Source organism: Bdellovibrio bacteriovorus, assembly GCF_041888015.1.
Taxonomy (GTDB): Bacteria; Bdellovibrionota; Bdellovibrionia; order Bdellovibrionales; family Bdellovibrionaceae; genus Bdellovibrio.
Window position 1 is genome coordinate 3,486,930 of sequence record NZ_CP168968.1, and the last position, 21,710, is coordinate 3,508,639.

The window sequence follows — 21,710 nt, forward strand, 5'->3', positions numbered from 1 at the left end:
GCTTCGGCCTTTTCTTTCAAATCTTATCTTTTTTCGATGTCATCTTTAGCCCGAAGCAATGTCGCACCCAGGTCATTGATAATCTTGCTCACTTCCGGCGACAGAGTCTTGCCAGAAAGCTGCAGTTGCAAGCGTTCAGTTTCATAGAATGGTCCGACCTGCTTGTCATCACCCCAAGCCTGGGTGAACTCCTCTTCAAATCCACCGATCACTTTCTGATCGAAGATTTGTGCACCAAATTCACGGAAGCTGCCCTGCAACGTGTCCGGATTCAGGTTGGAAGAACCCACCAACATCACCTTCCCATCCACAGAAGTGATCTTACGGTGATTTTCCTGGTGATATCCTTGCGTCTTGCCATTCGGGAAACGTGCTTCAATGCCCAAAGTACGACGAGCTTTGACCTCAACCCCGTGACGCAACATCTGATCCAGGAACAGCGTATTCGGCAAGCCGCCCATCGCAAAGTTTCCATTATGATCGGCTAGAATACGAATTTTCAAACCCGGAACCTGTGCCTTACGCTTCATCAACGCATCGTTGATGTATTTATCGTAAATGAACAGATGCTCCATATAGATATGGCTTTCCGCTTTGGAAATCATATCCACCAGCATGTTGCGCGTGTCTTTGATCTTTGCATCCACGTTGGCTTCAGCCAGACGCACAGGCTGATTTCCCACAGCCGGGAAAGTCATGCGCTTCAACTTAAACCAGGACAGGATCTGATCGCGATTCTTCAGATAGGCCTCGTTAGAATAGCCTTGTTCCTTGTAATAGAACCACTTTCTTTCATTCACATCCGTCGTCAATGCCGCATCCACGTCATCATAGTACGCCGCTTGCACCAAAGCGGCTGCCGGGCCTTTTACGTACAAAGCGTTGTCATAGTAGTAGCCACCACTATGATCCGACCAGTTTTTGGAACCGAAGTACGCCTGAGGCGCATCGGATTCCGCATCCACAACGATCACCTTACTGTGGTCGATCTTGGATTCGTAGTAGGTGTTGCGCTTTTCAAGGGCTTTAAATGTTTCTTCCGTCTTAGGAACCAGATTTGTGATTCCAAACGGAATACCTGGAGGATGGCGCTGGATATTGGCCTGCAACAAGTACACAGACCCTTTCAAGCCCGGATCCGTCGCCGCCCGATTTTTGATATACTCAAAGATCGGCATCATCTCGTCCTTCATATTGTAGTTGGTGGCATAGTCATGCAACATCAACACTTTGAAGTTCGGATTGGCTTTCTTCTTGATCACGGCCTGATCCAAAAGGAACTTGCTTAAAGTTCCCCCCATGGTCCCCCCAAACAGGAAGATATCAATAAAGATGGATTCTTTGGATGACAAGATCATGTCACGGATTTTCGCAAACATAGGATCTTTGAAAGACGGATGTCCTTCATCATCTTTATGCAACGGCATCTTCATATACGGCTGATTGAAGTCCAGCTTGCCACCGGCAAAGATCACGCGGTCATTGAACCACTGAATTCTTTCCGGAGATATCTCATTATGACTGACCAGCTCCACCACGTTACCAGGCACGAAGCCCCCGGCTACCAATGAATAGTCATCCATCTCCGGGAAACGACGTTGCAGATTCTCTGTCAGCTCAACACTGTTCAGGCTTAAGTTGCGTGCCGACGACCATGTGGTCATCAAACCGCGAGCTGCCGCCTGGGCAGCCTTGTCCTTTTTCAAAGGATGATCCGCATAATCTCGCAGTGCCTGCAAACGGGTTTGCAACCAGTACTGCAAAATCTTGGATTCATTCACAGAACTTTTCTTTACAAACTTCCAGTACACCAAAGGCAGAAGAATCTTTTCCGGAACCTGGCCCTCATATGTCTTCACGAAGGCACGAGCCCGGCTTTGTTCTGCCGTTGGCAACTTTTTAATTTCACTCAGCAAGGTCTCAACACGACGGCAGGCCTCTGCCCCAAACATCATGTCGTGATTGGATTTATAAAAATCCATCGCAACAATGCGTTCTTTCAAAGAAATACCCGGAGTCTGTGCCAAAGACACAGAACCCATCATCAGGGAGGTCAGTATCAACGCGGCCTTCTTCACAGAACACCTCCATGCACCAGAGAATTCAGATTCAGATATTTTTCCATGGAGCTTTCGCACTTCTTCAGATAGTTGCGGCTGGCATTCGACAATGCCTGCTGCTCGTCTGAGGAGTTCTCCGTATGGAAGCGGGTGTTGTACTCCACCAGATCCACTCTGGTACGGCTGCGGTCCAATTCACGTTCTTTCAAGTCATAAACAATCTTGTTCAGGTTGAAAATGACCTGACCAGAGGAATTTCTTTTTTCCTCCACACGGAAGGACCCTGTCGGAATGGATTTTCCGGTTTCTTCATACGTGTCTGGCATAAGCTCTCTGCGACCTTCGTTATGAGAAGCCAAAATACCCGGGAAGATTTCCAAAGTTTCTTCTGTCGGGATCAGGTCTTTCAGGTTGAAGTTCTTATATAAGTCCACCGTGTAAAACAGTGGAACCCCAGGGCCCGCAGATTTCGCAGTCAGTGTGAAGCCCTCGCAAACCGCCGGCTGTTGCGGCACATGATTGGAGCGATAGTACCGGCGATAGCGTACAAAACCCTTCACGCCGTATTTCTTGATGCTCGGAACACCAATACCGATATCCATGATCTCAATATAAATAGTCATGGAGCCGCCAATATAGTCCGCGCCACCTTTGGTCACAGGAACATAGGCTGAATTATTATAAACCGTCCCCGTGGCTGTGCCTTTTTCCAACTGATCCCACTTGGAGCTCAGTCTGCCGGTTTCACTCAAACGAACCAGCTGATTACTGTTCAGTTCTGCCGAATAGTCATTCTTCTGATTCGGTTCCGGATTGAACATCAGATCGACCTGCAATCCAGTGTTGATGATCTTATAAAACCGCATCGTCTTCACAAAGTTTTCAATCAAAGCGTCTTTGATGTTACCTGCAGCAAGCTTCGCCAAGCCCTGCTCCGGAGCATCCGACCCCAGCGTCTTGATTAAAGACTCGTTCAAAGCCTTGCGTGCCGTTTTGGACAGATACTTCTGATCGCCATTGGTGTGAAAGTGGACCGACATTTTATGACGGTACGAATTCAACGGGGAATCCCCGCCCAACAGGTCACCCAGGGCCTGCGCCTCACCGTCAGTGATAATTTGTTTCACGCTGGCGGGTTGGCGAACCTCTTTGTGAGTACAATGCACAGCCGCCAGGGCCACGCAGGCAATCGCTGCTGATTTGATCATCAACTTCATATAGTCACATCCTAAAGATTCTGGAATTTTCTGAATTCTGCATAATGCGAATCATCCGCCTTCAGCAGCAAACCCAATGAGTATGGCAAATCCTTGTAAACACGTTTGCCGTCGTAATACATGATCACCGGCTCAAAGATTCTTTGGTTACCGATCGCCAACTGAGCGACATTGTCTGGGCTGATCGTGTAACGGCGCAAAGTTTCTTCCAGCGGCCATTTCACGTCTTTGTAAACCACATAGGCAATTTCAGAGCAGACAATACGGGTGTGCGTGTGCACGTCAAAATTAAAGTCGTATTCTTTCCCAATCTGGGCAATCGCCTGAAGAATCGCTTCACGACGATATTCGTCAGTAATATTAGAACGGGTATCGCGGACAACCAGGAAGTCGTCAATATTCAGGAAATGCTCCAAGGTATTCAGCTCGACCCCCGGACGCAAAGCTTCGACGATGCGGTGACCAGAACGGATCTTTGTCTGAATATTCGCGGGGATTTTGTCCCATACTTTCAATTCTTTCAGCTGCTCTTCCGTACCCAGCCAGATCGCGACGTGACCGTAATGGCCCGGAATCATTTTATCTGTCAGACGGAAAGGAGTTTTTTCCATCAGGATATCCAACGGTTTCATCTCTGCGACCAAAGATCGCTTTTCTGATTCCGGCATATTGATCAAATAACCTTTGCGGGTTTCAACCAGACCGACCATGTTGCCAAAGCCCATACTGACACCATAGGACACAGAACGGGCACCACGTTTTCCACGCAAGGTCAGACGATTCCACAAGTTGGCAATAGCATCCTTAAATCCACTGCTGTCAGTGCCATTTTTCACAGCCAGATACCAGATGCTTGATTGAGTCAGAGCATACAGTTGGCTTTCCTCTGGGCTGGTTGGAATACCTTTAGAACGGCGCCATGCCATCACCGAGTCGATGAATTCGATAGCTCTTTCCATTTGTTGACGACGGGATATGGAGGAATAAGAATCCGCCAAAGTCTGCAAGGCACGCTTTTGAGCCACGTCATAGTTTAGAACATAGCGCATGGAGGCGTTGTCATTGAACGGCTGAATCGCCACCAGATAGTTATCCATCAGCATCAACGCCGAAGCCAATGCCATGTGCATACGGAAGACCTGCTTTTCACCCTGAGCATCCTTAGGGTCGATATTCAGAACTTTGTATTCCTCATAGATATCTTTGCGAACATTCCGGGATTTTCTTTCAATCTTGGTGCCCTGATAGGGAGCCAGCTTCACCCGATTCATACCGGAAAAATATTCACCTTCCGTGATCGCCAGATCCAATAGTTTTTGACGGGTTTGCAAATATTCCGCGCCCATCGAGCGCACCCACTCACCTTCAGAGCGGCTCAGGCTGATGTCCCCGGTTTGACCCAGTTTCTTTTCATCGGCAAAACGCAAAGCCGTCGATCTGAATGTCAAAGCTTCAGACAACAACACTTGCAAATCATAGTATTGAGGATCGACATAGTACGCTGCTGCGGGAGCTCTCTCACTTGAGGATTTAAATGATGAGCACGCGCCAACAAAGGTTGTGACCAGACACAACGCCAGCAATCTAGAAAACATGGGATTTCCCTCCATGTTGCCAGAATAAACTAAAGATACCTCACAACCTGAATTGAACTTGTTGGGAGACAATGAATCTAGTCCTGCGTACCAGTGCGAAAAGGCACCAAATCTCCCTGTATAAAGGCTCTATTCGTACAGACCAAAGACCGGGAATGGGGTCTCTTTACTTGTTGCAGGTGAGGGATCACTCAGCCCCAAGTTTCCTTTGACATTAGAACCCCAGCACTGAATCTGGCCCGATACAATTCGACAATAACTGTTTCCAATCCCGCCATCGATGGAATACTCACCATAGTGACTCCAGGTGGACGAAATCTCCGTCGCTGAAGTTTTATCATGCTGATAGATTTTCCCCGCGTGCTTGTAGTAAACGTTGGTGTAAGACGCCATATTCAAACCTTCCACAACCACACCTGCCGTTCCCGGAAGGACCGACACGTTGGGGCCCACACCCCAACCGCCCCAGCAGTAAACTCCGCCAGAAGCCCGAGCCGCACAGGCAGATTCATATCCTGCTGCCACTTGCACGAAGTCAGAAAAGGCACTGTCAATCAAACGAGGTGTCGAGGTGCTGCCCCCCGCACTTCCTAAGCGACCGTCATCATTGCTTCCCCAGCAATAGACTTGCCCGCTTTTGACAGCGCAGGAGAATCCATAACCCACGGCCACACTGGTGACGCCTGAGTTCATATTTGTCACAGCCTGAGGTTCCGTATTGCAATCCCCAATACATGTCGCCACCCCTAAAGGCAGACTGTCATTCCAACCCCAACAATAAGCCGCACCACCGTCAATACCACAATAGTGATATTCTCCTGTCACCCGACTTAAACTGGTAAAGCTTCCCACGGGAACATAGGACGAACCGAAGTTGTCGCCCGCACAATAACCTTTGCCATTGCGAGCGATACAGGAGTTATAACCGTTAGTGGCCACCGAAGTCACACCGCTGTGGAATATCTTGCGCGGTAAAGATACGCCTTTGGTATTCCCGGTTCCGCAGGCACCTGATTGATTAAATCCCCAACACCACAAAGCGCCGGAAGATTCCACCGCCAGCCCCTCATTGTTCATGGCCATCTCAGTCACACTGGTTAAACCTGGAATCGTCTGGGGCGCAAGACTTGAGTACTCAGCGCCCGCGCCACCAATCCCCAATGCTCCATCCAAGTTGGCACCCCAGCAATACACGCGTCCCTCAGAGACAGCACATTGCGTGTTAATAAAGATGCCCTTTTCAACCATGCTGATCTTAGGCAAGCCAAAGTTTTCCGCAACGGCCACAGTCTCACCACTGTTCCAACAGTACAAAGTCGATTCATCTTCGGCTGACACGCACCACTCTGAAGAATTAATATGATGATCCAGATTCGACACTCGTCCCGACAATCCCGTTATTTGCACCGGAGTTGCCCCATAGTCCTGCCCCCAGCAATGCACTTCACGATCTGACGTCGGGCTTGCCTCCGACAAAACACAATACTGATTCGAGTGCGATGCAGTCTCGATATTAACAATGCCCGCAGGCATTCCGACCACCTGAGCCGCCGTAGGATACTTGTTATTATTTACCGGACGAAGAATTCCGAAGTCAGCGTTCGAACCCCAGCAGTACACTTCTCCCATCGAAGTGAGCCCACAGGCAGATACACTACCCACCGCCACATCGACAGCCATCCCCATAAAGCCCATAACCAACGACGGAGTCGTTACAACTCCCGTTGTCAGACCGTTTCCGACAATACCGTTGTCATTGTAACCCCAGCATCGAATCTGACCTACACTCATCACCGCACATCCTGCCGTGGCATTGCCGATTGAAACTTGGACTGCGTCTGAACCAATAAGCAACGCGGGCGAAGTTAAACTTCCCCAGGCTCCCGGCACGTTATAACCCCAACACCAAACCTCACCGCCCGTTTTTACCGCGCAGCTATAGCGACCGGTCATGTCAAAGCCCAAAACTCCCGAATCCAGTTGCAGAGGTGCGACCGGAAGAGTGACTCCCGCATCCATGGAATAATTCACGCCATCACCCAATTGATAGCCCAGTCCCCCGTTACCCCAACACTTCAAACTTTGATTGGAAAGACGCGCACAAAAAGCACGAGTTCCCGCTTTGACTTCAAGAGCAGTGATCCCTGAGTCCGCCGAGGCAATCATCTGCACTGACTTGGACTGATCGGCCCCTTCATATTCATAACGAACTTCAAAATCATCCTCGAAACTTGCAGGCGCACTGGCTGCAAACGACAAAACCACGGTGCAGGAAGCCTGACTTGCCAGCTCTTCCGAACATGTTCCCCCGGTACCCGGAAAAACATCCCCTACAAAACGGAATGGAAAATTTAGTTTCCAGCTACGCAAGCCTTCAACCGTTTTAGACCCGTAGTTTTTAACTGTTACAGTGCGGGAGTTGGAGGTGCCTACAGTCACATGACCAAACTCCACTTTATTGGTGGTGAACTGCAAAGGGTCTGTCTCGGAACCAATAGTTCCGCCTCCACCATCACCGTTTCCACCGCCTCCACCCCCAATAGTGGACTTCAAGTCGCTCAACAAAGAAGCGTCTAATGAGCAGGCCGTCGTTAAAAGTAATGATAAAGCTACAGGTGCAAACCAAAACGAAACCAATCGCACGCAAAACCTCCGAGAAGAACTGTGATTCTTATCGGAGACTTGCACTCGAAAACGCATAGTCTCTTCAGGTTATTTCGACCTAAATACGCGTAAAATATGATTATCTGGGGACCAAGTTGTGAGCCACGCTCAGAAACGAAACGCACTCCCATTCGGTGCTACGGCACCAAAGGAAAATGAAGAAGGCGGGATCTCGGTTTTGCTATAAGCCGGATTCTGTCCCAACTACCAGGTCCCATAATTTGACCCGATAATCGTGGATGATCATTCCTCTGGGAGTGGCATTACTGACACCCTCAAGCGATCTTACCCGAAGACTACGGACTGGCCGTCCTACTAATGTCTCCCTATTTGATCTTGCTCCGCGCAGAGTTTGGCTGTTTTCACTCCAGCGACTCCCCTAGAGGCTCCCGTTCCCGCCTCCAGGCTCAAAGCCCTGGACATTCTCTCTGTTCCACTGTTCCTGACATTACTGTCGAGGGGCGTTACCCCTTGCGCTGCCATATGGAGTCCGGACTTTCCTCTCTAATTTCATGAATTTAGAGTATTATTAGAGCAATCATCCGCAAAACCGATGGGGATTTCTAACACCGTCCAGCATTTAGCGCAAGAAGGTTTTCTTCAATCCCAGTTTTATTTTACTTTCTAAGCATCGTTTACAAAAGGATTAAATCATGAAGATCTTGGTATCTCTATTCGCGTTCGCTATGACTTTGACTCTTGCTTCTGCTTCTTTGGCTGAAGAGGCTCATGGTGGTGGTCACGGTGGTTTGACCGAAAAAATGAATGCTTTGTTCCCACAGCCGAAAGAAGACCCAGCCAAGAACGAAGTTCCTGCAAAGCCAGAGCTGCAAAGTCCAGGTTACTATCAGGCGATCAAAGCTGATAAAACAACTTTGACTTGGAAAGAAGTCACTGGCGCTGATGAATATCACGTACAAGTTGCTACAGATGCTAACTTCAAATGGTTGGTGGCAAATGAGTACTCTGTAAAAAACACTTCCTTTGAAGTGACAGGTTTGGAAGCTGGCAAACACTACTTCTGGAGAGTGGCAGCTGTTAAATCACAAAACTGGAGCACATTCCGCAAAAGCTTCTTTGCAATGTCCATGTTCGAAACTCCTGCAGCAAAATAAGTTGTTGTGAAAATTTGATTGCACACACCAAGAGCCCTTGAAGAAGGGCTCTTTTTTTTGCGCTTCGACAGTTCCCTTGCGCAATTACAAAGTTTTAATCCCCAGGGCGTTTTGTAATTTTATATCTTTGTAAGAGTGTAGATACACTTATGTCATGACTCATTCGGTATATGAGGCTCTTCTCAATTCAAATGCAGTGATAGAGTTCGACATCCAGGGAAATATTCTCTGGGCCAACTCTAATTTTCTGAATCTACTCGGATATGAAATGAACGAGATTCAGGGAAAGCATCATTCTTTGTTCCTGCCGGAGTTTCACCAACATGAACTTGAATATCAAGAAATGTGGAATCAACTTGCCGAAGGACATGCTCAATCCGGGGAATTCAAACGGCTGAGCAAACAACAGGAAGTGATTTGGATTCAAGGATCTTACACACCAGTAAGAAATGCCGAAGGAACAGTTATCAAGATCGTCAAAATGGCGGTCGATATCACCGAAAAGAAAAGTCTGTCCGACAATCTGGAAAAGAAAAATCGGGAGCTGGTTGGCGCTGCCACCAAAGCCCGGGCCGCCACTCAAGCCAAGTCCGTCTTTCTGGCCAACATGAGCCATGAAATCCGCACCCCTTTAAATTCAATTATTGGTATCACTGACACCTTGGCGGAAACAACCTTGGATGATCAGCAGAGCTCTTTCGTTGAGATTCTTCAACGCGCCAACCATCAGCTTATGACCATCATCAATGACATTCTGGATCTGTCGAAGGTGGAAGCTGGCGAGATCGAACTGCGCCCCCTGCCTTTCAAACTTCAAAGCATGTTGGATGATCTGATCGCTATCCTTGGGTTCCGGGCCAAAGAAAAAGGTCTGCAGCTGAAAATCGAGATCGAATCCGATGTAGGCGAATATTTCGTCGGGGATGCGGATCGTCTGCGCCAGGTCCTGATGAATCTTCTGAACAATTCGATCAAATTCACCCAAAGTGGCAGCATTTCTTTACGAGTTGCCGTCAACCGCACTTCGCATTCGGGAAATTTGCTGTTCTGTGTTTCTGATACAGGAATCGGCATTTCAAAACAGAAGTTCAAAGATATCTTTCAGCCTTTCACACAGGCTGATTCCACCACCACCCGCAAATATGGCGGTACGGGCCTGGGGCTTTCCATCACAAAGAACATTGTTCAACTGATGAATGGTCATATCTGGTTTGAAAGCGAACTGAATGTGGGAAGTGCATTCTATTTCACGATCTCCGTGCCCACCACCACGGAAAGAAAGACCTCAATGCACAACCCTTGGCAGGGCCGCTATCAGCTGACCGACATTCGGCACAATATCTCACACAGCCGCCTGCGCATCCTGGTCGTGGATGATGTGGATGACAATCGCAGTCTTTTTGGAATCTATCTGCAAAAGACCATTCATTCTGTCAGCTATGCCAGCAGCGGATCTGAGGCTGTCGAAATGGTGAAAAACGAACACTTCGATATCATCTTTATGGACGTACAAATGCCGGGAATGGATGGCTATGAAGCCACACGGTGCATTCGTGTTCTGGAGAAAGATCTGGAGCGCACTCCGGCTCGGATTTTCGCCTGTACAGCGAATGCCTTCCAGGAAGATGTTCGTAAAAGTCTGTCGGCGGGATGTGATTTGCACCTGTCAAAGCCGGTCCGCAAAGACACCATGCTCAAAGCCATTCATTCTTTCTTTAGTGCGCCCGAGGCGATTTACTAGCCTTCAGCCACCAACTCATTCAGATTCCAGTGATCCAAGACTGTTTGCCGGGACAGACCGCCTTCTTCTTTGACGGAATAATAGACCTTGATGGAGTGGGGATTCACAGAACTGTGATAGATCATCCCCGCGCACATTTTGCAGGGTTTGTGGGTGGAATACAAAATGGTGTCTTCCGGAATTCCCTGACCGTTTTCGCGATAAAAGCGCTGGATCAGATTCACCTCGGCATGAAGGGTTTTATTCCTGGAATTGGAATTCACCCCATAACCCAGAAGTGTCCCTGCTTTATCTACCAAGACTGCAGCGATATCCCGGTCGAAATCGTGCAAAACCTGTCCCCGGGGAACTCTTTGCGCAAGCTTGGTCACATTTTGCAGAAATGCGTGCTCTGAACCGGGCTTCTGCTCTGAAATCCACTGATGAATTTCTGCCAAAGAAAGCTGACTTTCCGCATTGAGATAACGGCTGACCGGCAAAAGATCAGCCCCTGCCCCCACCTCGATCATTTGCTTTAGAACGAGCATCTGATGATCATAAGGGATGATCTGGGCGGTCACGCGTTTGGCGACCACTTTGACCATCCCCCGACACATTTCAGTCAGATGTGCCGTTGTATAGATGCGCTGACGTAAAATAAAGAAACTGTGATCCACAAACTGTTCAAAAAGCCCTTGCAGCAGCTTCACCACGGATGAGGATGGCAGATGCTTTTTCCCCTGGGAACAGCGGGCGTAATAGATAGTGTCTTCATGCTCGATGAAAGCAACGTCTGTTCCTGCCTGAACAAGTAAAAATGCTATATGTTCTGCCCTTTTTTCTGCCAACATCCAGGAATTGGTACCATATCCCGTCTAAATTGTCTAAAAAGCCCCTATGGACATGATCAAAAACCGCTTGGAAAAAAACTTCAAAAAACTGAAAAGCTGGGCTGAGCGCCACCAAATCGAGGCTTTCCGCCTTTATGATCGTGATATTCCCGAATATCCATACATTGTCGATATTTATAAAGACCACTTCCTGATCTATGACAAAAGTGATTTGCGCGACAAAGACAAAAATCACCTGCCTCACGTTCAAGAGGCACTAAAGGCTCTGTTCAAATGCGATGATTCTCAAGTGGTGGTCAAAAAACGGGAGCGCCAGGAAGGCCTGAAGCAATACGAGAAACTCGATGCCAAAGAGGACACCTTTGTCATTCGCGAGTCACAAGCCCTGATAAAAGTGAATCTTTATGACTATCTGGACACCGGCTTGTTCCTGGATCACCGTCCGATGCGCCAGAAGGTCTTTAAAACCGTTCAGGGCAAAAGATTCCTGAATCTTTTTTGCTATACAGGCTCGGTCAGCGTATTTGCCGCTCTAGGCGGGGCTCGCACGACCAGCGTGGATATGTCACAAACCTACCTGCGCTGGGCTCAGGACAACTTCCAGCTCAACAACATCGACTTGGGAAACCATAGTTTCATCAATGCTGACGTTCTGGAATGGCTGCGCGCACAGAAAAATTCGAACACTTTTGATGTGATTTTCCTGGATCCTCCGACCTTCTCCAATTCCAAGAAAATGGAGGACACATTCGAGGTCGAACGCGATCAGGATTTCCTGGTTGAAAGCTGCATGCAAATGCTGGCTCCCGAGGGAGTTCTGTATTTCTCGAATAACAAGAGGAAGTTTAAGATTTCCGACAGCATTCTGTCCAAATACAGAGTGAAAGAAATCACCACCGAGAGCATCCCACAAGATTTCCATGATAAAAAAATTCACAACTGCTTCGAGATCAGAACCAAATAAGGGCCCCTAGGGCCCTTTTCCATTTTGGGGACAAAAATACCTTGCCCCAGCCACCAAAAAGCCCTAGAACCCCCGCTTTAAGACAACTACTAAAATCAAAAAGATCCCTAGAAGATCTTAGAAATATAAGGCCACTCAAAATGCCCCAGGCGCAAGGCGGAGGGGTCCCTTCGAAGCGGAGGCGTGCTCCAAGCACGTCGCAGCGAAGGAGGTCCCCCGACAACGCAGTCGAATGGGGTATTTTCAGGGGCCGTCGGAGGAAGAGGAATTGAAAGCTTTAGGTCGTCATATTTTGGTTGAATTCAGTGGATGCAACGCTGAGGTTTTAAACGACGTTTCCATCATCGAAAGAAGCATGGTTGAAGCGGCGCAAATCGCAGGCGCGACAGTCATCAACTCCACGTTCCACCACTTCTCCCCATGGGGCGTAAGCGGTGTTGTTGTGATCCAAGAAAGTCACCTGGCGATTCACACTTGGCCGGAATATCGTTATGCCGCAGTGGATTTGTTCACTTGCGGTGATTCTGTGGACCCGTGGGTTTCCTTTGAACACCTGAAAAAAGCTTTCCAGGCCAATTACTCTGCTTTGGAAATGAACCGCGGTTCTTTGCACGTCATCCAAAAATCTGATTTCCAACCGAAGATCATGCGAGAAAAACCATCCTTCGATCTTTCCAAAGGTCATCAGATCGACCGCAATGTCTGGTTCACGGACAAGGACGAAAATCAGGCGCTTTCTTTGCGTTACACAGGCGATGTTTTGTTTGATGAAACAAATCCGTTCCAGCGCGTGCGTGTTTTGGACTCTTATTCTCACGGCAAATTCCTGGCGATCAACAACATGGTTATGTGCACAGAGCGTGATGAATTCCATTATCACGAGATGATCACTCACCCGGTGATGCAGGCTCATGGTAACGCGAAAAATATTTTGGTTATCGGTGGCGGTGACGGCGGCACAATTCGTGAATTGTTCAAATACGACCATATTGAAAAAGTCACGATGGTGGAAATCGATGAGGCGGTTGTTCGCGCTTCCAAAGAACACCTGCCAAAGATCGCTTCTGAGTTCAACAATCCAAAGTTGAATCTTATTATCGGCGACGGCATTCAGTTCGTAAAAGATGCTGCGGCAAACTCTTACGATGTGATCATCGTGGATGGTTCTGATCCGGTGGGTCCGGCAAAAGGTCTTTTCACTGCGGAGTTCTACACCAACTGTAAAAACGCATTGAAAGAGGGCGGTTTGGTGATCACTCAAGGTGAATCGCCAATGTTCCATGAAGGCACTTTCGTTGAATTGAATCAGTGCTTGAAAGGCATCTTCGGCAAGAAGAGTGTTCACACAATGTTGTTCCATGCGACCACTTATCCTTCAGGAATGTGGAGCTTGCAGATGGGCGTGAAGGGGACAAATCATCCTGCGAAAGACTTCAACAAAGACAATGCGCGCCAATTCTCTCTGGCCAAAGGTCTGAAGTACTACAACGAAGATCTGCATACAGCGGCATTCTGCCTGCCTACATTCGTTAAAACGATGCTTGGCGATAACGCCTAGTTCAGTGAATTGAGATAGACCGCCTCCTGTTTTCATTATAGTTTCATCTAGAACTAAACAAACAGGAGGCGTAAATGTTCAAACTTCCACAACTTCCCTACGCAAAAACAGGTTTGGCTCCTTTGTTCAACGAAGAACAAATGACTTACCACTACGACAAACATCACAAAGCTTACATCGACAACTTGAATAAATTCATGGAAACAGATGCTTCTCTTAAAGGAAAATCCCTTGAAGAGATCACTCTGACTTCATCGGGTGGCGTGTTCAACAACGCGGCTCAAGCCTGGAATCACACATTCTTCTGGTTTGGTATGACTCCAGCGGGTCAAGGCGGCCAGCCTTCTACAGAATTGTCTGCAGCGATCACTCGCGATTTCGGTTCTATGGATGAGTTGAAAGCAAAGTTCGTTGATGGCGGCGTAAAAACCTTCGGTTCCGGCTGGATCTGGTTGTGCGCGGATACTTCCGGCAAACTTTCCTTGGTTTCTACTTCCAACGCCGCAGTTCCTTTCACCAACAACGGTCCAACTCCTTTGTTGGTTGCGGACGTTTGGGAACACGCTTACTACGTGGATTACAGAAATCTTCGTGCAAAATATCTGGAAACTTTCTGGAGCCAAGTAAACTGGAACTTCGTTTCTGAAAACTTCGCATCCAAAAAAGTCCGCGACCTAACTAAGTCCATGACATAGTTTTGGTATTCATCGCAAAAAATAAAAAGGGACTGCCTTCAAGCAGTCCCTTTTTTCTTTTGAAGCCTGTTTTTTTAAAGTTCAAAGAATGTCGTGGAAAGCAGGAACAGCGTGTTCCCGTTGTCTGGGGTGTAATAAACGCCGACAGAAGGACGAGAGAACATTTCCTTGGGACGGAACTGAGACCAAGCCACCCCAGCCCCCGTGTTCATATTCTCGTAAGGGGAAATCCCCGCCTCACGCAAGTGCCCCCAAGCAAAGGTCAACCACTCGCGGTCCTTGATCTGATATTGCATATCCAGACCCCACTCGGATTCACACTTCAAAGAATACACAAACGTCATCGTGTTTTTGGAATCGATATGTCCGCAGACATTGTTCAGGAACGGCGACAACGTAATGTCTTCAAGTTCCGCAGGACGATAGTTGAAACCGATGTGAAAGGAACGCAGAACCAAATCTGGCGTCTCGATCACTTTACCGTCCTGTCTGACTTCGGACTTAAAGCGATTTTCAGTGAAGGCAGCGGCCCAATCGAATTTTTCGCCGCGATAGAAATTCAATTTGGCGGTGTAGTTTCGGCTTCCAGGTACGGTGGCATAAAAAATGGGAACTGTGCCCAGTTCAACCCGCTCATGCACCCCCACACTCAGGGCATTGGCCAGCATGTGGGAATTGATGTTAGCCCCACTGGTTCTTTGAAAGCCAAACTGCCATTTTGCCAGAGTGCGTGCCGAGGTGCTGACTACCGGGTTAAAGATCACACGTTTTTCAGGAACGACCATATCAAAACCTGCAAGGGCTTTGAATCCAGAGAGCAGAATAAGAGTCGATATAATAAACGCGCGCATGCCCGCGAGCAGTACAAATAAGATGCCAAAAAAAGGGTCTCGAGTGCCTGTTTAAATCCAGTTCGAGGTTCCACAGTCTTGCAACATCAGTACATTTTTCACTGTGACAAATATTTAGACAGCCCTAAGATCGCAGCCACTTACGACGAGGATCTTTTTTATCCACGGGCCAATGCGCCCACTGCACATTCAGATCACACGCTTTCAGCAGATTTTCCACAATCAGCTCGGCATCTTCCTTCTGCCAAAAATCCTTCGCATGAGAGCTGGGGCTTTTCAGAGCAATATCAGAAACCAAAGAATAGACCATGCCGCTCATCGGAGGAATCAGGAAGCCCATCGTGGAAAGAACCCCCTGCAGGCGCGACAAGATCCCTTTGCCACCCACCGAGTGCATCAACACAAAAACAGCGACAGGCTTCCCCATTAAAGCCTCTGTCCCCTCAAGATCCGTCATCTGCTCAAGAAGCTTTTGCAGGGGGCTTCCCCATGAATCCCAATAGGTGCCTGTTACAAAGATCATCGCATCGGCATCAGTGATTTTCTTTTTTAAAGAGCTTCCATAGCCCGAGCTTGCCAGATGTATCACATCCAACGAGGCCGTTTTCGGAAATAGCTTCTTCAGTGCCTTGATCCAAAGCGCACAGTTGCCTTTGTCACCAGAAGGGCTGCCATTTAAAACCAAAATCTTTTTCATCGGGAATTTACTCCATGCCGAAAGGGATGTCGTATTATGACCTGCTCCAAGGACACAATCCAAGGATAAAAATAAGACAGGCGCCTGGGATCAGACGCCTGCACATGGAGGGATGGGAAAAGGACCGCACCTTAATTTGTGACAACTTTCATCAAGACACCTCCTTTAGGTTGTCTTCGAGGATCACTGTCCCCTTATTTATGGGGAACAGCACTTCATAAGCAAAATCAACCGAGATAGGAACTCTGCGTGGAGGGTCCCTGATTTCAATGAAATTCAGAACATCCTGCACACCGGACAGCTCCCAGGCCGCCGCGACAGCCAAAGCTTTCAAACGAGGTCGGAACACCTCCCCGTGAAGTTTTACAATGCCATCAACAACTTCGACTTCTACATGTTCACCGCCGATCTTAATCATCTCTGTCATCTGAGCTTCAAGGATTCGAAGGATCTCCTCGTCGGATCTATAGTAGTCCGTGGGCACGACAATGCGGTCTTCGACAGCCCAGACACCTTCGGTGTCTGAGATGACTTCCAAGGCCGCATTCTTTTTGTAAGATGTGTCCACGAATCCACTTACAATGACCAGGTTGCCCCGGACAACAACGTCAAGATCAGCTGCGCTCACTCTTTTATCCCATTTGATTCGATCGCAAATCTTGCGACCGAGCTCACTGTCGATCTGGTTTTTAAGAAGATGCGTATTCATTATGCTGCTCCTTGCCTGTTCTCGGGTTTTTGTTGGAGTCAAGCCACCCCTTCCAGTGTGGGTGGCTGATAGTCCAACATCGGATCATTCCTGCGATGTTGTGACTTGCGAGAGGATCGCTTGCTCAGCACCACTTTCAAAGCGGCAACTGTTTTCGCTACACATCGCTTGAAGTTCTCGTCACTTTTGACGATCTTAATCACACTTTTTGAGCGTGATGGCTTCAGGATGACCTCACAGAGATAACTCGGCTTGCGAGTCTGCGAGCGATGTCGATCTGTTTCGACTCGCACGGTGAGGTGAGCACCACTGTCATACTTGAAGAAATCCCCGACAGCATTTTCAACTGTCTCCATTAGGTAAGCTTCGAGATTTTCAGTTTTAGTGATGTCTCTGTAGTAGATGTCTGTTTGCATATCTACCTCCTTGTCTTGCTCTCATTATCGTAGAAAACAACAAATTCGTTAAATATATAATTTAGAAGACATTGTTAGGTTAAAGTTATATATTTAAGGGGTCTAGCAGAGGATTTCGTAGGGAAGCTCATAACTTACAGAGCCGCATCAAGAGGCTAGTTCCAAAAAGGCTCCAAAAAAACCATGTTAATCGGAGGTCTTGCACCATGTTTAACTACAACCATTTATATTACTTCTATGTAACCGCCCGCCTGGGTGGAGTCAGTAATGCTGCAAAATATCTGCATATCAGTCAGCCTTCACTCAGTTCGCAAATAAAAGTTTTAGAAAGTACGCTGGACAGAAAGCTCTTCGAAAAACGAGGAAGAAATCTGCATCTGACTCCTGAAGGTGAACGCACCTTTGCCTACTGTAAAAAGATGTTTGATGTCGCCGCTGACTTTGCTGAATCTTTAAAAAGTCCCTCTGAAAAACAAAGTCAGCGCATCCGTATTGGCGTCAGCGATCAGGTGGAACGTCCCTTTATTGCCGACTTGCTGGCTCCGCTGATTCGCGAACAAAAACGCGGCATCGAAAAACACTTCTTTGTCAGCTCAGCTCCGTCAGATATCCTCGTGAATCAACTGCGCAGTCAGGAAATTGATCTGCTGCTGACGAACAAGCCTATCTATGCTGACGACGTCAAAGAAATCGCCACTGCCGAAATGCCGGTGAATCTGATGGTCTCCACCAAGAATCTGAAAGATCTTAAAATTCGCATCTCCCGTCACACCTCTGCTCTGGAGTTCCTGAATGCGGTGCCTTGGGGTTTGATCATTCCTTCTTACAAGATGAAGCTGCGCCATGAAACCGATCTGTTTTTCCAGGAAATTCATGCGCGCAAAAAAGTGATCTTTGAAAGTGACATCATGTCCGTGGTGGGTCGTGCTGTTATTGACGGGGCTGGGGTTGGCTTTTTGCCGGTCCCCTATGTTTTGGATGAGGTTCAGTCAGGCAAGATCACTTTGATCGGCCCTAAGACAGGATACTGGAAGCACACCTTGTATCTGCTGGGGCGCAAGGATCAGAAGGAAGATGAAATTCTGACGGATCTGAAAAAGACCATCAAAAGACTGGAGAAGTTCTAAAATAAAAAGCCCGCTGCAAAGAGCGGGCTTTTTATTTTTATTCTGAATGTAATCTTAGTACGGCTGGCGAGCGTCTGAATTCGCCAGATCCATCCCCATCACCACGGCAATTTTAGTGTAGGCCGCAGAATGTTTGAAGTTGGATTCCGGAGTAATCACATCACGAGTCGTGTGGATGTTCTTGTTGCTTTTGCTGAAGGTCGCTTCAAATGGCATCAGTGCCGGATAGCCCTGACGATTCCAGGAAGCGTGATCGCTGCAACCGTAACCACACTTGTCATCCACGATACGAGCATGGATATAGGTCTCATTCGCAGCTTTTAGATATTCACGCAACCAAGAGCTGGTGAAGTCCGTCATACTGCCAATAACCAGTTCACCAGAGCCCGGGAACAAAGTCATATCCAACTGAAGAACCGCGACAACGTCTTTCTTTTCAGCTTTATATTGCTTGGCAATTTCGGCAGAACCCAGAAGGCCTGACTCTTCACCCGCGTACCAGAAGATCTCAATCGTGCGCTTTGGCTGGGATTTGCTCATCAAAATACGCAAAGCTTCGATCAGATTCGCAGAACCGGAAGCATTGTCATCTGCACCTGGAGCTGTTTTACCACCGCCCCAGCTTTGATTGATGGAATCCAAGTGACCACCCAAGACTACGATTTCATTCGGACGCTCACTGCCCACCAGACGCACTTTCAGCGATCTTTGCTTCGTGGAGGTGTGGTTGATCTGAGAAATCTCATAGGGGATTTTAGATTCCGCCAGCATAGACTCCAAACGCGTCTTCATTTCATCAACGTGACGGTTCGGCTCAGCATCGCGATTACTGCGACTTGGGAAAGAGGACAACCACGTCACATAGGCACGCAGATTGTCTTCGCTGACTTCTGTCAAAGCCGATTCAATAGCGGCATTCTTTTCCAAGGCCAAAGGGGCAAACGGCGCACGATCATACAGGGCGTTTTGTTCCTGAATTTTTGCCAGATTATCCAGAATCCCGTTAAAACCAGCACCTTGAACGTGCATATCCAAACTCAGGTCTTCAAAGCCGCCGCACTTGCCGACTTGGTGAGAGCGTTCCTGAATTCTCTGCTGCATCAAAGGAGTCACAATAGCGTAACCGACCTCAATGCGTTCATCTTTAGCTAGTACCGGGATATTAAGAGCGCGCAAATCCTTCAAATCAGCCAAAATCGGCTTTGTTTCGAAGTTTTCCATATCAGGAACATGCGCCATTGCACTCGTTGCAACGAACATTAGCAAAGCCATCGTGGCAGTTTTCATATTTTCAATCCTTTGAAAAGCATTACCGCAAGTTAATGCTATCGAATTTGTCCTCATGTTGGCAAAGACAATTCGCTTATTTTTTAAACATGCATTAGGATAAGTCCCTATGACGACAGACATTTTACTGGTGACCCTGAACTCCACTTACCAACATAGCTCCTTTGGTTTGCGCTACCTTTATGCCAACTTGGAAGAACTGCAATCACGCACCCAAATCCTGGAGTTCACCATCGCCCGGGACCCACGAGACATCGCTGAAAACCTCCTGCGTCACAAACCCAAGATTATCGGAATCGGCGTATATATTTGGAATGCCCAAGAATCTTTGGAACTGGTTTCTTTACTAAAGCGGATCAGCCCTGAGACTTTGGTGGTTTTAGGAGGCCCGGAAGTCAGCCACGAATCCGAGACCAATCCACTTTGTCAGACTGCGGACTTTGTCATCAAAGGGGAAGCCGACTTCCTGTTTAGAGACTTCTGCCGAAGCTACCTGAACGACGGGGTGCTCCCGGAACAGAAAATCATCGCGGGAATTCTGCCGGACATCAAGACCATCAAATCCCCTTATGAGTTCTACAGTGACGAGGATATCAAAAACCGTGTTTTGTATGTAGAGGTTTCCCGCGGCTGCCCTTATCGCTGCGAGTACTGCCTGTCCTCTTTGGATAAATCTGTCCGTAACTTCGACGTTCCTCATTTTTTGGAAGAAATGCAGAAGCTGATGGAACGAGGGGCCCGTCAGTTCAAATTCATTGATCGCACTTTCAACTTAAGCCCGACAACCTGCACACAAATTCTGGAATTCTTCCTGGAACGAATTCATCTGGGACTATTCCTGCATTTTGAAATGGTGCCGGATCGTCTTCCTATTGAAATCCGAGAGCTGATCAAAAAATTTCCAGCAGGTTCTTTGCAGTTTGAAATTGGCATTCAGACTTGGAATACCGACGTCGCTCGTCTGGTCAGTCGTCGTAACGATTTGGAAAAGGTGAAGGACAACTTCCGCTTCCTGGCTTCAGAAACAGGCGTTCATACTCACGCAGATCTGATCGCCGGCCTTCCGGGCGAAGACATCCACAGTTTCGCCAAAGGTTTTGATATTTTGGCCGAGCTTCGCCCAGATGAAATTCAGGTCGGGATTTTGAAACGCCTCAAAGGGGCGCCGATCTCCCGTCACGATAAAGAATGGGAAATGGTTTATTCGGCCCATCCGCCCTTCCAGATTCTGCGCACCAAATCCATGGATTTTGCCACCTTGCAGACCATGAATCGCTTTTCAAAATATTGGGACCTTTACGCCAACAGCGGAACATTTAAAAACTTTGTCGAAAGTCTGAAAACAGCCGCTCAGGACAAGGAACACCAATCCTTCTTCTGGGAGTTCTATGATTTCAACGCCTTCATGTCACAAAGACATGCCCAGTCTCACGGAATTTCCCAATTAAGTTTGTTTGAATCTGCTTTGATTTATCTGACAGAGCATCGCAACTGGTCTCTGGAAAAAGCCAAAGCGCTTTTAGGTGAAGACTATTTGGCCACTGGAAAAAAGGAACTTCCTCGATTCCTGAAAGCTGGCGAGGCTTCGCCAACTGCTGGCGGCCAGGACAACGCCGAGACAAAAGGAAACCTGCCTAAGCGGCAGCAAAGGCATCTGGCTGCGAAGACGGAGCAGGCCTCATCATAAAGATCGAAGCCAGCAACAAAGAAAATCCCGCCACCAACAAAGCACAGCGGATGTACATGAACCACAGCCACTGTGACCGGATACCCATCCAATCCGGTGGCGGTGACATCAAATCCCAGCTTGTGATGAGTTGATTGAGCGGAAGATTGCCCATGTAGGTCATAAGCAATTCATTCAACACACAGATCACTGCAAACACCATCAATAAATATTCCATGGATTTCCAGCGACCGCGAGACAGATACATATTCGCCACCAAGGTCAGCAGGGCTAATGCATAAACTATCGGGCTCATCATCGAAAAAGAATGATTCCAATTTCGATGAAACTCCAGGTACGCCAGTATCGACAGGTTCTCAAGCGTGGGCCCCACTCCAACAACCAGAGCAAAGGAGCTTCCCGCCATCAAACCCAGCAGCAGCAAACCAAGATATTTCAGACCCAAAGATAAGTTCATAGAGACATCATATATTCTCTTGTTTACACCACTACAAGTT

18 protein-coding genes and 1 other RNA gene are annotated in these 21,710 nt (G+C 47.9%); 7 read left to right on the forward strand and 12 right to left on the reverse strand.

Features of this window, described 5'->3' with window-relative positions; translation table 11 throughout:
• Positions 1–23: 23 nt before the first annotated feature.
• The 5 genes from ACES2G_RS16625 to rnpB all read right to left on the reverse strand — a co-directional run bounded on the left by ACES2G_RS16625 (position 24) and on the right by rnpB (position 8,090).
• On the reverse strand, positions 24–2,078 hold the full coding sequence (locus ACES2G_RS16625; RefSeq protein ID WP_374000790.1) for a phosphatidylserine/phosphatidylglycerophosphate/cardiolipin synthase family protein: 2,055 nt from the start codon (positions 2,076–2,078) through the stop codon (positions 24–26).
• Positions 2,075–3,277 carry a hypothetical protein gene (locus tag ACES2G_RS16630; protein ID WP_374000791.1) on the reverse strand — a complete coding sequence of 401 codons (1,203 nt, stop codon included), beginning with the start codon at positions 3,275–3,277 and terminating at the stop codon, positions 2,075–2,077. Before ACES2G_RS16630 ends, ACES2G_RS16625 begins: the two co-directional genes overlap by 4 nt.
• 11 nt (positions 3,278–3,288) lie before the next feature.
• Positions 3,289–4,872, reverse strand: coding sequence for a YiiX/YebB-like N1pC/P60 family cysteine hydrolase (locus tag ACES2G_RS16635; RefSeq protein WP_374000792.1), 1,584 nt, complete (start codon positions 4,870–4,872; stop codon positions 3,289–3,291).
• 129 nt (positions 4,873–5,001) lie between these two features.
• Positions 5,002–7,515, reverse strand: a complete 2,514-nt coding sequence (locus tag ACES2G_RS16640) for a hypothetical protein (RefSeq protein WP_374000793.1) — start codon at positions 7,513–7,515, stop codon at positions 5,002–5,004.
• Positions 7,516–7,704: 189 nt separating this feature from the next.
• Positions 7,705–8,090, reverse strand: an RNA gene (rnpB, locus tag ACES2G_RS16645) — RNase P RNA component class A.
• Positions 8,091–8,189: 99 nt separating this feature from the next.
• On the opposite strand from rnpB, the gene ACES2G_RS16650 reads away from it, so the two are divergent.
• Positions 8,190–8,651, forward strand: coding sequence for a fibronectin type III domain-containing protein (locus tag ACES2G_RS16650; protein ID WP_347359396.1), 462 nt, complete (start codon positions 8,190–8,192; stop codon positions 8,649–8,651).
• Between the two features lie 154 nt (positions 8,652–8,805).
• Positions 8,806–10,392, forward strand: coding sequence for an ATP-binding protein (locus ACES2G_RS16655; RefSeq protein ID WP_347359397.1), 1,587 nt, complete (start codon positions 8,806–8,808; stop codon positions 10,390–10,392).
• Here the strand turns inward: ACES2G_RS16655 and ACES2G_RS16660 are convergent.
• Entirely contained in the window at positions 10,389–11,222 is an 834-nt protein-coding gene (locus ACES2G_RS16660) for a Bd3614 family nucleic acid deaminase (RefSeq protein ID WP_374000794.1), read from the reverse strand. The two genes, ACES2G_RS16655 and ACES2G_RS16660, sit on opposite strands and share 4 nt — an antisense overlap.
• Positions 11,223–11,268: 46 nt before the next feature.
• On the opposite strand from ACES2G_RS16660, the gene ACES2G_RS16665 reads away from it, so the two are divergent.
• From ACES2G_RS16665 to ACES2G_RS16675, 3 genes are all read left to right on the forward strand, one after another.
• On the forward strand, positions 11,269–12,186 hold the full coding sequence (locus tag ACES2G_RS16665) for a class I SAM-dependent methyltransferase (RefSeq protein ID WP_347359399.1): 918 nt from the start codon (positions 11,269–11,271) through the stop codon (positions 12,184–12,186).
• A 268-nt stretch (positions 12,187–12,454) separates the two neighbouring features.
• Positions 12,455–13,744, forward strand: coding sequence for a polyamine aminopropyltransferase (speE, locus tag ACES2G_RS16670; protein WP_374000795.1), 1,290 nt, complete (start codon positions 12,455–12,457; stop codon positions 13,742–13,744).
• 74 nt (positions 13,745–13,818) lie between these two features.
• The gene (locus ACES2G_RS16675) at positions 13,819–14,439 is read left to right on the forward strand and encodes a superoxide dismutase (protein ID WP_347358709.1); all 621 of its coding nucleotides are present in this window, start codon (positions 13,819–13,821) and stop codon (positions 14,437–14,439) included.
• Between the two features lie 74 nt (positions 14,440–14,513).
• Here ACES2G_RS16675 and ACES2G_RS16680 read toward each other — a convergent pair whose 3' ends face one another.
• From ACES2G_RS16680 to ACES2G_RS16695, 4 genes are all read right to left on the reverse strand, one after another.
• Positions 14,514–15,290, reverse strand: coding sequence for a hypothetical protein (locus ACES2G_RS16680; RefSeq protein WP_347358710.1), 777 nt, complete (start codon positions 15,288–15,290; stop codon positions 14,514–14,516).
• A 124-nt stretch (positions 15,291–15,414) separates the two neighbouring features.
• Positions 15,415–15,987, reverse strand: coding sequence for an NAD(P)H-dependent oxidoreductase (locus tag ACES2G_RS16685; protein WP_347358711.1), 573 nt, complete (start codon positions 15,985–15,987; stop codon positions 15,415–15,417).
• A 151-nt stretch (positions 15,988–16,138) separates the two neighbouring features.
• Positions 16,139–16,696, reverse strand: a complete 558-nt coding sequence (locus ACES2G_RS16690) for a BON domain-containing protein (RefSeq protein ID WP_347358712.1) — start codon at positions 16,694–16,696, stop codon at positions 16,139–16,141.
• 38 nt (positions 16,697–16,734) lie between these two features.
• The gene (locus tag ACES2G_RS16695) at positions 16,735–17,112 is read right to left on the reverse strand and encodes an HPF/RaiA family ribosome-associated protein (protein ID WP_347358713.1); all 378 of its coding nucleotides are present in this window, start codon (positions 17,110–17,112) and stop codon (positions 16,735–16,737) included.
• A 206-nt stretch (positions 17,113–17,318) separates the two neighbouring features.
• Here ACES2G_RS16695 and ACES2G_RS16700 point away from each other — a divergent pair, with 206 nt between their 5' ends.
• Positions 17,319–18,239: a LysR family transcriptional regulator gene (locus tag ACES2G_RS16700; protein WP_347358714.1), complete on the forward strand. Its 921-nt coding sequence runs from the start codon at positions 17,319–17,321 to the stop codon at positions 18,237–18,239.
• Between the two features lie 54 nt (positions 18,240–18,293).
• On the opposite strand, the gene ACES2G_RS16705 is transcribed toward ACES2G_RS16700, so the two are convergent.
• On the reverse strand, positions 18,294–19,526 hold the full coding sequence (locus ACES2G_RS16705; protein WP_374000796.1) for a M20/M25/M40 family metallo-hydrolase: 1,233 nt from the start codon (positions 19,524–19,526) through the stop codon (positions 18,294–18,296).
• A 109-nt stretch (positions 19,527–19,635) separates the two neighbouring features.
• On the opposite strand from ACES2G_RS16705, the gene ACES2G_RS16710 reads away from it, so the two are divergent.
• Positions 19,636–21,213 (forward strand): DUF4080 domain-containing protein, encoded by a 1,578-nt coding sequence (locus ACES2G_RS16710; RefSeq protein ID WP_347358716.1) that lies wholly within the window; start codon positions 19,636–19,638, stop codon positions 21,211–21,213.
• Here ACES2G_RS16710 and ACES2G_RS16715 read toward each other — a convergent pair.
• Positions 21,161–21,670, reverse strand: coding sequence for a DUF1772 domain-containing protein (locus tag ACES2G_RS16715; RefSeq protein WP_374000797.1), 510 nt, complete (start codon positions 21,668–21,670; stop codon positions 21,161–21,163). The two genes, ACES2G_RS16710 and ACES2G_RS16715, sit on opposite strands and share 53 nt — an antisense overlap.
• Positions 21,671–21,710: the final 40 nt, after the last annotated feature.